Here is a 12,880-nt window from a genome sequence, read left to right as displayed (position 1 = left end):
TGCCGCGACTGTTGCCTTCCGGTCTTCGGACTACGTCGGCTCCGCTAGCATCAGTGTCGGGGCTCTATCACTCAGCCTACAAGCCCCCTGTGTTCGCTTCGCAGGCGGGATCGCTCCCGCACCACGCCACACTCGGTTCCGGTGGATGGCCAAACCTTGCCGGCTCGGGACTTTCACCCGGTGGGTCGCAATAAGAAGTTTCAGATTTGTTTATCCGTTCGCTCTCTTCCCCTCCTTCCAAGCTTTGCCTGGCGCAACCGGATTATGATCAAGGCCGCATGGGATATATCGCCTGCATTTCGGTTGATTTTGATCTATCATACTAAGTGTGATGGATAACGGGAGCACAAGGGTACGTGAGGATCTTCAAGAACGCTTGGTTCGAGCGCTTTGCGCGCAAGCAGAAGATCCGGGATGACATGCTACGCGAAGCTGTCCCGCGAGCAGAGCAGGGTTTGATCGATGCTAATCTCGGCAGTGGAGTCATCAAACAGCGTGTTGCGCGCTCTGGGCAAGGTTGATCAGGTGGCTACCGGACTCTGATCTTTTACCGTCAGGCGCATCGTGCCTTCTTCATCTACGGATTCGCCAAGAGCCAGCAGACCAATATCAGCGATGAGGAAGAAGCAACATTCAAGAAGGCAGCACGGTACGTCCTTGAGTTGACAGACAGCCAACTCTCCGCGCTGATCCAGAACGGGCAATTCTCAGAGGTTGAAGATGATGGCGAAACAGTATCGTAGCGACGCAATGGCCTCGCTACACGAAACTATGGAAGCGCTCCACCAGGTGGGCGCCATCGATAAGCAGACCATGCGCGAATTCGATGACGCCTGCCTGACACCGGTCGAACCCCTCTCTCCCGAGGCCATTCGCGCACTGCGTGAGCGCGAGCACGTTTCTCAGCCAGTGTTTGCCCGGTATCTCAATGTCAGCAAGAACTTGGTCTCGGACTGGGAACGCGGCGTTAAGCGTCCCGGCGGGCCAGCGCTTCGGCTTCTAAATATCATCGAGAAGAAGGGAATTCAGACAATCGCCTGAACTCCCGCCCTACCAGCAGCAGACTGTAGATGGCCAGGTCGAATAGCGCAAGGTCGCGCAGACGCTTGCTGAGTTGCAGCCGAATGCGAATCGCCCAGATTTCTTGGAGCTTCAGCGGTGGTTTCTGCCCGACCAGTCTTCCTTGGAACGCCGAGATGTTCCTTTAAGTACCCTATAGCGCTAAAATGCGCCAAAAAGGAGATCCTTAATGGCCGTCAACGTCAAGCTGCCCGAAGAGTTCGTCAGCCAGGCGAAGCACTATGCCCGGGTTGAACATCGCTCGGTGCCCAAGCAGATCGAATATTGGTCGCGGATCGGCAAGATCGCCGCGGAGAACCCTGACCTACAATTCTCGGTGATTCGCGAGATCCTGATCGCCGATCAGGAAGAGGCGGTTGGCGAGTACCAGTTCGGCTGATGCGCCTGCTCGTTACACCGACCTTCGCTCGCGCGGTCAAGAAACTCCATCGCAGACAGAAGGTCGATCTCGACGAAGCGGTGAGGATCATTGCGCAAGATCCCGCGATCGGAGAGGCCAAGGTCGGTGATCTCGCCGGTGTCCGGGTCTATCAGTTCCGTATGGCCAACCAACTGTGACTGGTCGCCTACCGGATCACGGACGCGGACACCGTCAAGCTCCTGATGGTCTGCCCACACGAGAATTTTTATCGAGACCTCAAGCACGTGGAAAGCTGACCAAGCGATTAGCGTCGGTCTGCGCGCGATTCTCAAACAAGTGTCCGCTAACCGTTGGATTGCCGCCGCCCCTCGACCGGGAATGAGCGTCCGCATGTGGCCGAAAGTGGATTTCCGATGACCCGCGCTGTCAGAAAATGCTGTCGTGGTCGGACTCCCCAAGCAGGTCGCCATCGGCTGCCTGCTGACAAGGTGCTCATGAGGCGGAGAATATTTTGGTGCACCGGGCGGAAGCTCTGAATCCCTTCGCCCAGTTGTCTGGTACGGCAACTTTCCATGCGCGGTTGGAAAAAACCACTTTCTCAACATCGCATGTCTTCTGCGCCATCACATTGTTCGCTGTTATCCAGCGAAACACGCGAGTGATCAAGAACGCCGCAACATTGATCTGCTGTCACTCAAGGCTGAGACATGCTTTCACCCGGTCGCTGACCGGGATGATCGCGCCATCACGGGCTTTCCTTGGGCTCGTCGATTTCAACCATCACCTCGTTGCGTCGCAGAAACGGCAGAGAAAACGGTGAGTTATAGCGCGCATAGACGGGCGTCCCGATGGGCGTGAGGCCGTCCGCCTGAACCGCTTTAAGCAGTTTTCGTTCGTGCTCAAGATAGCGGCTCTCACCCCAGCCGCCGGAATAGCGCAGCACGGCCATCAGTCGTTCGGGTTCCTCGCGCAGTTTGATGCGCGGGTCTCGGGGACGCGGGAGAGTGTCGAGGGTAAAGCGACTCGGCATCACGAAGCTGATCCGGTAGGTCTCGCTCGCGGTTTGCGCCGCTTGTTGCTTGACCGGCGCGGTCATCGGGATGCGCGTTCCGCCCTTGTCCGCCTTGGCAACCACTGGCGTCTGACTGACCGGCGCCGTCATGGCGATTTTCTCGGCCGCTTGATTGTTGCCGAAGATAAAGTCGGCCAGACGCCGAAAGGCCTCGCCGCCGACCTTATCGAAACGGCCGGTCACCTCGGTCTCGGCGAGCACTTGCGGGGCGTAACGCCGGACCTCGAACACCGGTCCCTCGCTAACGACGGCGTAATCGGGTTCCTCGGTGGCCATCACCTGTCCTCCCGGTAAAAAACCTTGCACCGCCAACACCAGCCCGATCAGTAAGGGATCTCTTGTTCGCATTTGGGGCCTCCTCAGTGCCGGTTCGGCCATTTTCGTGACGTCCTCACTTCATGGGGGCATCCGCAACCTCGGGCAAGCTGCCATCCCGCTGGGTCTCTCCTGGCCACCAACGCGCTGGCCAACCCGGCCATCCTCCTCTGCGTCGCGAAACAGCGCCATTTCTCCCGCGCTTTCATGGCTGCGCGAAACCATTCAGGCGGCAATACTCGCAGAGAACGGTTGAGGGACCGCGGAACAGCCGGACGCCCTTGCCGATCACGATTTCTTCGCTCGCCGGCCCTTGCTGCCGGCGGCGTTTCAGACCGATAACGCCATAAGTCTGATCCTCACTGAGGATTCCAAACCGCGTCCATTCCATCACCCCACCCGGGGCTTTCCTCTTCCCGTCCATTCGCCTGGAGTGGCTGCCCTGTGCAGACCGCCACCGGCGAGGAGGTTTCCTATGCAACAACATCCGTGGCGGATTCCCCGCCGCTGGAAGGTGCTGTTCTGGCACCTCGCAGACTGGCTGCTCGGCACGCGTGTCGCGCCACTGCCGCCGCCGGAACCGCATCCTCTGGAGTCGCCGACTTATCAGCGTCGGCGTTCGTTGTCATCCCACCCTGGAGAATGATCATGCTGAACAAAGCCCAACTGATCGGCCATCTCGGGCGTGATCCCGAGGTCCGTCAAACCAAGAACGGCCAAGGTGCTGTTGCCAATCTGACCCTGGCACAGCATCAGCTCTATGTCGCAGGGGCGGACAAGGGCTATCTCGTGTCCTACCAGGATGACCAGCGAAAGCGGCTTTGGCTGGTGCGCATCGACAGGCGATTGCATCGGTTGGTTTCGATGCCGGGATCTGAAATGAAAGCGAACATACTGATTTTTAAGCCATTTCGCCTATTTCGCGCGCGTGTGATCGGCTAGAATTGCCGTCATGAAGCATCCCATCGACCCGAAAATCGATTGCGTCTTCAAAGCCTTGCTTGGTGCGGAGAGCAATCGCGCGCTGCTGATCCACTTTCTCAACGCCATTTTGGGCTCGGCGCTCGCCACACCGATCACCGAGGTGGAGCTGCTCAATCCTTACAACGAGAAGGAATACCTCAACGACAAACTCAGCATCGTCGATGTGAAGGCGCGCGATCAGCGCGGCGGTCTGCATCAAGTCGAGATCCAACTGCTGACCCATCCCGATCTGCCGGCGCGCATCCTCTACAATTGGACCGATCTCTACAGCGCGCAACTGAGCGATGGCGAGAAATACAACCTACTACGGCCAACCCACGGCATCTGGCTGCTTGGCGAGGATCTCCTGCCGGAGCGTGCCGAGTGGATGCATGAGTTTCGCCTGCGCGACAGCCTCGGGCGCCTGCTGCTCGACCACGGCGGCATCTGGCTGCTGGAATTGAACAAATTTCACGCCGACAGTATCCAAACCGAACAGGAGCGCTGGCTGAAATTTTTCAAGGACGGCGAGCAGCTCGACGCCGACGCCCTGCCGCCCTGGATGCAGACAAAGGAGATGAAACAAGCCATGAGCACCCTCAAAGCCTTCTCCGACAAAGAGCGCGCCTATCACGCCTACCAGGCGCGCCTGGAATTTCTGCGCGAGCAGCACAGCATTCAATCCTACCTCGCCGAGCTGCGCGCCGAGGCTGAACAAGAACGCGACAAGGCCAAGCAGGAACGCGCCAACGCCGAGCAGGAACGCGACAAGGCCAAGCAGGAGCGCGCCAACGCCGAGCAGGAACGCCGCGCCAAGGAGACCGCGCTGGCCGAGCTTGCCCAGTTGAAGGCGAGACTGCGAGACCAAGGATTCACGGAATAGTCCAGCTTGCCCCAGCTTGCCCCAGCTTGACAGTCGATGCGCGCTTGGCGATCCCAGTCAGGGAAGCAGGAACCGACAGCCTCCGTGGTATCCAATTCACACGGGTGCCGAAGGGCAGGCTAATCACATAATGTGATTGGCAAAAAAATCGCGCGCGAGCAGGGGGGTATCCCCCCTGCACCCCATAGCCGTCAGGCTAGCCATTTTTTTCCATAATCTCAACATGATAGAGGCACGCTTCGTAACTTCTCAAAAAGCAATGGCAAAGATAACAGCTGGCTAGCAAGATAAGGTAGAATCCTTGACAAGAAATCGCCACAACGAGCCATTTATTCCGTCCCATGCCTGGTAACGATCCACTTCCGAGGGTTGCTGCATCCGAGTGCACGCCGCTGGTGGAACAGTTGCTGGCACAGATCGAACGACTGCTTGAGCAGACGCATCGACAAGCGGAGAAAATTCAGCAATTGCGCGATGAAATCGCGGTGCTGAAAGGACAAAAGACCAAGCCCAAGTTCAAGCCAAGCGGAATGGAACAAGGGACCAAGACCGGCGATGAACCCGATACTGACGCTGAAGACGGAGACGGAGACGGTGGAGCGAACAGCGATGGTCAAGCAAGCAGCGATACGCAAGCAAGCGGCGATGATGAAGAAGGCAGCGATAAGCGCCCACCGCCCAAGCGTCCCGGCTCCTCCAAGCGCAACAAAACCGAGCAACTGCCGATTCACGAGACACTCGCCGTCGCGCCATCGGTTGCGGTTCCCGAAGACTCACGCTTCAAGGGCTATCGCGACTTCGTCGTCCAAGACCTGCGCATCCAAGCGCACAACACCTGCTATCGCTTGGAAGTGTGGCAGACCCCCGAGGGTGAGTATCTGCTTGGGGAATTGCCCGCCAGTCTCAACGGCAAGCACTTCGGCGCCGAGCTGCGTCGCTACATGCTCTATCAATATCACCACTGCCATGTCACCCAGCCCCTGCTGCACGAGCAGCCGCGGGAATGGGGCATCGACATCTCCGTGGGCCAGGTCGACGCCCTGCTCAGCGGTGGCAATGAGGACTTCTTCGCGGAGAAGGACCAACTGCTGACCACCGGCCTAGAGGTCAGCCGTTACATCATTCCGGCGCGCGCCATCAAGGCCACAACGGCGATGTCACCCAGATCGGCAATGACTGGTTCGCGTGGTTTGCCAGCACCGGCAGCAAGAGTCGCATTAACTTCCTCCAGTGATCGTCAGTGACGGAGCCGGCAATTCGCCATCCTGCTCCATGCGCTGTGCTGGGTGCATGCCGAGCGGCTGGTGCATCAGCTCATCCCACTCAATGACCAGCATCGTCTGGACCAAGAGCGGGTGCGCGGGCAGATCTGGGATCTGTATGCCGACCTTAAGGCCTATCAGCGTGATCCCGATCCCGCGTTAATCCCGGTCCTTGAGGCGCGCTTTGAGACGATCTTCACTGAGCAGACCTCCTTTGCCACCCTCAATCAGACGCTCAAACGCCTGCACCGTCACAAGCAGAAACTGCTGCTGGTTCTAAAACGCCCGGAGATCGTGCTGCATACCAACGGCTCCGAGGGTGACATCCGCGGCTATGTGAAGTGGCGCAAGATCAGCGGCGGGACGCGCAGCGAACTCGGCAAAAGCTGTCGCGACGGCTTTGCCAGCCTGAAAAAGACCTGCCGCAAGCTCGGCCTTTCCTTCTGGGACTACCTCGATGATCGCATTGGAGGGCATCACAACATCCCGCCGTTGCCTGACATCATTCGCGAGCGTGCCGCGGCGACAGGCGGCGCGGTGCCATGAGAGATTGAGAAGTTACACCAAGATTCCGTAACCTATTGATTTGGCGGAGAGGGTGTCTGCCGTTCTGGCCAGAATACGGGTTACTGAGGGCGACTGAGGTTCCAAGGGGCTCGAAAGATCAAGCATTTAGTCTATGCTTGTCGTTTTGCGTCGCGTATGATCGCCGTTCGAGTGTGGGGCGAGGTGTGGGGCGACCCCACACCTCGCCCCACACAGTCCAGAGGGGCGAGACCACCGGGGGCTTGCCCGGTACCGACGCGAGGGCATCGACGTGGCAAAACTGACAGCACGGCAAGCGGCGACGGCAAAGCCTGGCCGACATTCCGATGGCGATGGGCTGATTCTGGCCGTGAGCAAGACCGGCAAGCGATCCTGGTTCCTGCGCTTCCAGATAGGCGGCAGGCGCCGAGACATGGCGCTTGGCAATCTCGGCGATCTGCCGCTCGCCCAAGCGCGCGAGCGAGCCTCCGAGCTGCGAGCCCTGATCCGCAAGGGCATCGACCCCTTGGAGCAAGCACCCGCCGAGGAGGAGCCCCCGGTGGGTTTTACCTTCACCCAAGCAGCGGCGCGCTACATCCGCGCCAAGCGGCGCGAGTGGACAAACCCGAAGCACGCGCGGCAATGGCTCGCGACGATGAAGACCTACGCGCGGCCCGTCATCGGTTCCATGCCTGTCTGCGACATCACCACCGAGCAAGTGCTCGCGATTCTCTCGCCGATCTGGAACAGCAAGACCGAAACCGCCAAGCGCGTGCAGGGCAGGATCGAGAACATCCTCGACTATGCAGCGGCGATGCAATGGCGTGATCCGCTTAACCCGGCCAGATGGCGCGGGCATCTCGACAAGATCCTGCCAGCGGCATCGAAGGTAAAACGCCAGCGCAACGGAGGGGCGACCCGGCATCACCCGGCCATGCCTTTTGCCCAGGTTCCGGCCTTCTACGCCGAGCTGGTTGAAGCTGAGGGCATCAGCGCGATGGCGCTGCGCTTCACGATCCTAACCGCCTGCCGCACGAATGAAGTGCTGCAAGCGCGCTGGTGCGAGATTGATCTCGACGCGGGCGTCTGGACAATCCCACCCGCGCGCACCAAAGCCAAGCGGCAGCACCGGGTTCCCTTGGCCGATGAAGCACTCGCGATCCTGAACCAACTGCCGCGCGTCGATGATTGGGTCTTTCCCGGCCAGCGGCGCGGCCGACCGCTGTCGAACATGGCACTGCTCAAGGCAATGAGGGATCGCGGCTATGGTGTGGCGGGTGACCGTGGCGACTATGTTCCGCACGGTCTTAGAAGTTCGTTCCGCGATTGGGCGGGAGAAGTCTCCAGTTTTCCAACCAACATCGCCGAGGCGGCACTCGGGCATGTCATTGGCGACAAGACCGAAGCCGCCTATGCCAGAGGCGATCTGTTCGCCAAGCGGCGCAAGATGATGGAGCAATGGGCGAGCTGGTGCACCCGCCCGCCGGCTGCCGTGGTCGATCTGGACGCGCGGCGCGCTGAGCGCGGCTGACCCACCGGGGGCTTGCCCGGTCGACATCGGCAAGCCGATGCAAGCCGAGTGGACCCCCGGTGGATCATAACCCGTCCAACAATTTGCACTTTCCCTGATCGAGATCAAGTCAGAGTCTGTCGCATAAGCGTTAACAGTCTGGCGAATATAACGCCTATCCCTGCCAATATCCCTGTATATCTCTCAGTGTTCGATAACGGGAAAGAATCGCAGAATCAGCGACATAACTAGACGATCACCGTGCACGTGCGTAGCATCCTATCGCGACACATGACGATAGGAGCCGACATCATGTCCAGCACGATTATTCGACCGCGCGGCTATCGCGCACCCGCCCCAGCACCTGCCGAGACACCACCGACCGCGCTCGAACCGGCCTCGACCGTGACCGAGTTCGCCGCGCGCTATCGGCTACATCGCTCGACCGTCTATGCCCTGGCCAAGCGCGGCGAGCTGCGCCTGACCCGCCTAGGCGGCAGGGCGACGAGGATCCTCGCCAGCGACGAGCGCGCGTGGCTCCAGACCCGGAGGGCGGCATCATGAGGGAGGGAGGAGGCGAGCCCCCGGTGGGTGACAGCACCGGGGGCGAGAAACGCGAGAGAGAACATGCAGATGAGCGCACCGACGCGCACGCGAATGGTACCACCGGGGGCTCTGCCCGACCATACCGCCTGCCGCTGCCGCGACTGAGCGACCTGCCGGCCTCGCTGGTCGAGCAGTCGATCTGGTATCCCTACCGGCATATCTGGCCAGATGGCGCCAAAAAACCCAAGAAACCGCCGGTCGATGCCCGCCGGCCCGGCGCGGCGCTCGCGCGCAAGGAGGCGGGGGGCGTGCCAGCGGCTGCCGCGCTCGCCTATGCCCGCGAGCATGGCCTCGATGGCATCGGCATCCGCCTGCCAACTGGCACATGGGCTGTCGATCTCGACCACCATCTCGACGTGCGCACCGGCGACCCACAGACCGCGCTCGCGCTCGACGTCATGATCGACTGGCCGTCCTATGCCGAGCTGTCGCCCGGCCTCGACGGCGCGCACATGCTCGCCGAGGGCGATCTCGACCGCACGCGCGTCGATCATGCCCAGGGCGTCGAGGTCTACGCACCCGGCCAGTACCTGACCATCACCGCCCGACGCCTGCCCGGCTCGCCCGCCGATCTTTCACCTGCCGACCCGGCACCGATCCTGCGGCGCTATCTCGCCCGAGACCTCGCTAGTGAGCCCCAGGAGCCCGCGCGGGAGCCCCCGGTGGGTCATGACACCCCTGGCACTGTCGCGGCCGTCATGGCCCGCCTATCGCGCTGGGCGCGCGATCTGATCGAGCAGGGCATCGCCCGGCCCGAGCATGGCGAGCCCGGCATCGATGCCTATGGGCGTGACCGCTCGCGCGCGGTCTATGGCGCGCTGCGCGACCTGATCGCCACCGGCGCCAGCGATGATCTGATCCTCGACATCTTGATCGACCCGGCGCATGGCATCAGCCGAGCGGCCTTGGAGCGCCGAGGAGGCGGCAGTGAGGGTGCACGCGAGTGGTTGCTGCCGCAAATAGGCAAGGTGCGCGCCGAGATGGCCAGCGAGATGACCCGCGACTTCGGCGACATCCTCGCCAGCAATGACCCGGCACCGACCACCGGGGGCTCGCCCCCGCCGGCCCGGCTGGTGCAGGCGCTGATCACCGCCGAGGGGTTCGAGCGCGCGCTCGCGCGGGCGCTCCGACAGCCCTGGCTGGTCGACCGCTGGCTGCCGGGTGGCGGCACCCTGGTGGCCATGATCGCCGCGGCGAAATCGGGCAAGTCGTTCGTGGCGCTGGACATGGCCTGCCATATCGCCGCCGGCCTGCCCGAGTGGCACGGCTATGCCGTCACCCAGGCGCCCGTGCTGTACATCGCCGCCGAGGGGCAGCATGGCCTGCTGGTGCGACTCGCCGCATGGCTGCGGGCGCATGACCGCGACCCCACCGGGGGCTTGCCCGGCCTCGACATTGAGCCGCTACCGATCCGGCTCGACGATCCCGAGCAGCTCGCCGAGCTGGTGCCTGTGATCCGCCGGCGCATCGACATGGGCGCGCGCTACCGGCTGATCGTGATCGACACCCTCGCCCGCAGCATGACCGGCGACGAGAACAGCACCCGCGACATGGGCGCGCTGATCGACGCCTGCGGGCAGCTCCAGCGCGCGGGCATGACCGTGCTGCTGATTCATCACTTGGGCAAGGATCGCTCTGCGGGTGCCCGAGGATCGAGCGCGCTACCCGGCGCGGTGGAGATGCAGCTCGACATCCGCTCCGACGGCCTGCCCGCCAACCCGATCACTGTCACGGCCCCGCTCGCCAAGGACATCGAGCCCCCGCCCCCGCTGCGCCTGCGGGCGCGCGTGGTGGATGTCGGTACCGGCGCACGCGGCGAGCCGATCACCAGTCTGGTGCTCGCGGGTGCCGAGGGCGAGGGTGAGGAGCTGTCGCTCGACATTGAGGAGCGGCGCGCGATCCTGCGGCTGATCGCCGAGTTCGGCGAGCGCGGCGAGCGCATTAGCCCGGCGCGCAATAGCCCGCTGCGGGCGTACAAGCAGCTCGCTGATGAGCCTGGCTATCCCGGCCTCGCCGATGGCGCGATCCAGACCATGGTGCGCGATCTCCAGCGCTCGGGATACCTAGCCGTCGAGACCCGGAGGAATGCCCGCCGGCAAGAGGAGGAGTGGCTCGTGATCACCCCCGCCGGGCGCGTCTATGCCGAGACTGGTCGAGCCGATGCAGCGGCGGCAGCGGGAGCCGCTGCCGAGTTCGAGGGCGTCGAGCCCGGCCTGGCGGCAGCGGCATGACCTGCTATCCCACCGGGGGCTTGCCCGGCTGGCATCGGCTTTGCTCAAAGTGCTCAAAGTCCGCTCGAAGTCCAGACATTGAGCACCGCGCGCACCCCTGAGCGGTGCGCGCTCCACGTCCCCCCCCCTATAGGGGGGGACTTTGAGCACGCACCACAGCGAGCAGGGATTGAGGGTTTTGAGCAGGGCTGTTTGCTCAAAGTACTTTGAGCACTTTGAGCAAAGCCGATGCCAGCCGGGTTAGCCCCCGGTGGATCGACCGAGACAGCTGACCGAGCAGCAAGCCGGGCGACCCCCCGGTGGATCAATCGAGACAACTGACTGAGAGGATTTACCCATGCAAGCCGACCCGAACTGCCCTTATGCCGACATCACCGACGAACGGATGGATCAAGACATCCGCGAGCGCTATGGCCAAGTGCTCGCCCTGGTCAATCAAACGGTCGCGATCAACTGCATGCCCTGCAAGCGTGACAGCTTTCTGCGGGTGTTCCCCCGCTCTCGCGTCCAGCGGCAAGACGACGGCCGCTGGACAGTGCATGTGCATGCCTGAAGGTACTTCCGAGCCGTCCACCCTGCGGGTGTTTCGAGCCCCGCAATTTGCGACAGTTTGTGTCGCGAAACTTGTTGAACAATCAACCCCAGGAGCTGACCCATGCTAGCGACATCACTCACGACGCCCGAGCTGTATGACCCGGCCGCATTGATGCAAGCCGCCATCGCCGAGAGCGACGAAGCGATCCGCGCGGCCGAACAAGACCGGCCCGAGGATGCCGAGCGACTGCTCGCCCATGCCGACGTGCTTGCAGCTCGCGCCGATCAATTCCTCGCAGCCGAGCACCGGCAAGCACTCGCCGAGCAGCAACGGCAAGCACTCGCCGCTTGGCATGTCCTGCCCGAACCACCCGGCCTCTGGCCCAGCTTGCCCGATGACAGCCTCTGGCCTGACTGGTGCGGCCTTGGCCCGCGCGGCGAGCTGCTCGACGTGAAGGAAGTCGCCCAGGTATGGGCAGATGAAGCCGGCCGGGTGAAGTCGCGCCTGCTGTCGATCCCTTCTCGCATCGCCCCGACTCTGCTACGCGCCAATGAGCTGCGCGACGTCGAGTTGCACCTGCAAGACTCGCTCAATCAGGTGCTTGATGAACTGAGCGCGGAACCTGCCAGCGCGGGAGCACAAGCCCGGCCGACAGCACCCGCCGAGGATGACGCGCAAGCCGAGCCAACCGCACCCGCGCGGAAAGCCCGCCAGCACTCGCGGAAAGCCGCCTGAGCGGCCCGCACGGCTGACCCTGCTCGATTACCCGCCCGACACCTGCAACGGCTCTATGAGCCTGTGAGCGCGTCATGCAAGATTCATTCATCGACAACCGCAGCACCATGCAAGCCGTGCCAGATAGATTGCAGCCTATGAGACGCGGCGTCACAGATTGTTTAATGCGAGCAGCGTCACCGGCTCGCCCGGTCGGGTGCTGACCCGGCTGATTTCACTCGCCCGGGCGCCAAATACCCGACAGCCCCCCTTAACGCCCGCGAAATGTTACCCCCAGCGTTAACCCGAGCGCTGTCCGAGTGTGGGGCGGAATGTGGGGCGAATCGAGAAAGCTCTAGAAATTATCCTGAAGGATCAGAGCATTACACAATTAGATGGCGGAGAGGGTGGGATTCGAACCCACGGACCCCGTAAGGAGTCACTTGATTTCGAGTCAAGCCCGTTCGACCACTCCGGCACCTCTCCATATACTCATTCAACAATGAGGGGGTATTGCAGCATAAGGCTCATGGTACCGATCCACCCTAACGCTCATGGTTCCAGCCACCACGGGTGATGAATCCATGTGTTTTAGGGTAAAGCACAAAGCTACTGCTTCGCAGCAAAGTTTTGTGGGATGCCTGTTAGGCGAATTCTGGCTGCTGGTCGTGTGCGCATTCTTGCTATGAGGATCTTATTATAGCGGATCTTTGCAACATTTTGCAGCGGGTTGCGGCTGTAATGATATACGAGACACAAAAATACTATACATGACTACAATTCGTAACTTATTGATTTTAAACGGGAAAACAAAAGTTAAAGA

12 protein-coding genes, 1 tRNA gene and 2 pseudogenes are annotated in these 12,880 nt (G+C 61.7%); 13 read left to right on the top strand and 2 right to left on the bottom strand.

Features of this window, described 5'->3' with window-relative positions; genetic code table 11:
• The first annotated feature begins 356 nt into the window (after positions 1-356).
• The 4 genes and pseudogenes from Thiowin_RS11535 (at position 357) to Thiowin_RS11520 (ending at position 1,737) form a co-directional block, all read left to right on the top strand.
• A pseudogene (locus Thiowin_RS11535) lies at positions 357-743 on the top strand (type II toxin-antitoxin system RelE/ParE family toxin).
• Complete coding sequence (locus tag Thiowin_RS11530; RefSeq protein WP_328988068.1) at positions 724-1,041, top strand: helix-turn-helix domain-containing protein; 318 nt, start codon at positions 724-726, stop codon at positions 1,039-1,041. Before Thiowin_RS11535 ends, Thiowin_RS11530 begins: the two are co-directional and overlap by 20 nt.
• A gap of 208 nt (positions 1,042-1,249) precedes the next feature.
• Positions 1,250-1,459, top strand: coding sequence for a TA system antitoxin ParD family protein (locus Thiowin_RS11525; protein WP_328987864.1), 210 nt, complete (start codon positions 1,250-1,252; stop codon positions 1,457-1,459).
• A pseudogene (locus Thiowin_RS11520) lies at positions 1,459-1,737 on the top strand (type II toxin-antitoxin system RelE/ParE family toxin). The gene Thiowin_RS11525 and the pseudogene Thiowin_RS11520 overlap by 1 nt, the downstream one beginning before the upstream one ends.
• Positions 1,738-2,186: 449 nt before the next feature.
• On the opposite strand, the gene Thiowin_RS11515 reads toward Thiowin_RS11520, so the two are convergent.
• Complete coding sequence (locus Thiowin_RS11515; protein ID WP_328987863.1) at positions 2,187-2,861, bottom strand: SOUL family heme-binding protein; 675 nt, start codon at positions 2,859-2,861, stop codon at positions 2,187-2,189.
• A gap of 411 nt (positions 2,862-3,272) precedes the next feature.
• Between Thiowin_RS11515 and Thiowin_RS25295 the strand changes: the two genes are divergently transcribed.
• From Thiowin_RS25295 to Thiowin_RS11470, 9 genes are all read left to right on the top strand, one after another.
• Positions 3,273-3,770 (top strand): single-stranded DNA-binding protein, encoded by a 498-nt coding sequence (locus tag Thiowin_RS25295; RefSeq protein ID WP_408034196.1) that lies wholly within the window; start codon positions 3,273-3,275, stop codon positions 3,768-3,770.
• Positions 3,771-3,780: 10 nt separating this feature from the next.
• Positions 3,781-4,674, top strand: a complete 894-nt coding sequence (locus Thiowin_RS11505; protein ID WP_328987862.1) for an Rpn family recombination-promoting nuclease/putative transposase — start codon at positions 3,781-3,783, stop codon at positions 4,672-4,674.
• Positions 4,675-5,069: 395 nt separating this feature from the next.
• A complete protein-coding gene (locus Thiowin_RS11500; protein ID WP_328987861.1) occupies positions 5,070-5,918 on the top strand; it encodes a hypothetical protein in 849 nt (282 codons plus the stop codon).
• 60 nt (positions 5,919-5,978) lie between these two features.
• Positions 5,979-6,482: a hypothetical protein gene (locus Thiowin_RS11495; RefSeq protein WP_408034195.1), complete on the top strand. Its 504-nt coding sequence runs from the start codon at positions 5,979-5,981 to the stop codon at positions 6,480-6,482.
• A 271-nt stretch (positions 6,483-6,753) separates the two neighbouring features.
• Entirely contained in the window at positions 6,754-7,992 is a 1,239-nt protein-coding gene (locus Thiowin_RS11490; protein ID WP_328987860.1) for a tyrosine-type recombinase/integrase, read from the top strand.
• Positions 7,993-8,283: 291 nt separating this feature from the next.
• Entirely contained in the window at positions 8,284-8,535 is a 252-nt protein-coding gene (locus Thiowin_RS11485) for a helix-turn-helix transcriptional regulator (RefSeq protein ID WP_328987859.1), read from the top strand.
• Positions 8,532-10,808 (top strand): AAA family ATPase, encoded by a 2,277-nt coding sequence (locus tag Thiowin_RS11480; protein ID WP_328987858.1) that lies wholly within the window; start codon positions 8,532-8,534, stop codon positions 10,806-10,808. Before Thiowin_RS11485 ends, Thiowin_RS11480 begins: the two co-directional genes overlap by 4 nt.
• A gap of 337 nt (positions 10,809-11,145) precedes the next feature.
• The gene (locus Thiowin_RS11475; protein ID WP_328987857.1) at positions 11,146-11,361 is read left to right on the top strand and encodes a hypothetical protein; all 216 of its coding nucleotides are present in this window, start codon (positions 11,146-11,148) and stop codon (positions 11,359-11,361) included.
• Between the two features lie 102 nt (positions 11,362-11,463).
• Positions 11,464-12,078, top strand: coding sequence for a hypothetical protein (locus tag Thiowin_RS11470; protein WP_328987856.1), 615 nt, complete (start codon positions 11,464-11,466; stop codon positions 12,076-12,078).
• Positions 12,079-12,453: 375 nt separating this feature from the next.
• Here Thiowin_RS11470 and Thiowin_RS11465 read toward each other — a convergent pair.
• Positions 12,454-12,543 (bottom strand) — tRNA-Ser (locus tag Thiowin_RS11465).
• Positions 12,544-12,880: the final 337 nt, after the last annotated feature.

Source organism: Thiorhodovibrio winogradskyi (assembly GCF_036208045.1).
Classification (GTDB): Bacteria; Pseudomonadota; Gammaproteobacteria; order Chromatiales; family Chromatiaceae; genus Thiorhodovibrio; species Thiorhodovibrio winogradskyi.
Note: the sequence above shows the minus strand (reverse complement) of the source record. Positions and strands in the feature narration are given on the sequence as shown.

Coding starts and splice junctions, on each gene's coding strand:
- Thiowin_RS11470 (WP_328987856.1), top strand. CDS start 11,464: ATGCTAGCGACATCACTCACGACGCCCGAGCTGTATGACCCGGCCGCA.
- Thiowin_RS11485 (WP_328987859.1), top strand. CDS start 8,284: ATGTCCAGCACGATTATTCGACCGCGCGGCTATCGCGCACCCGCCCCA.
- Thiowin_RS11530 (WP_328988068.1), top strand. CDS start 724: ATGGCGAAACAGTATCGTAGCGACGCAATGGCCTCGCTACACGAAACT.
- Thiowin_RS11475 (WP_328987857.1), top strand. CDS start 11,146: ATGCAAGCCGACCCGAACTGCCCTTATGCCGACATCACCGACGAACGG.
- Thiowin_RS11525 (WP_328987864.1), top strand. CDS start 1,250: ATGGCCGTCAACGTCAAGCTGCCCGAAGAGTTCGTCAGCCAGGCGAAG.
- Thiowin_RS11505 (WP_328987862.1), top strand. CDS start 3,781: ATGAAGCATCCCATCGACCCGAAAATCGATTGCGTCTTCAAAGCCTTG.
- Thiowin_RS11480 (WP_328987858.1), top strand. CDS start 8,532: ATGAGGGAGGGAGGAGGCGAGCCCCCGGTGGGTGACAGCACCGGGGGC.
- Thiowin_RS11515 (WP_328987863.1), bottom strand. CDS start 2,861: ATGCGAACAAGAGATCCCTTACTGATCGGGCTGGTGTTGGCGGTGCAA.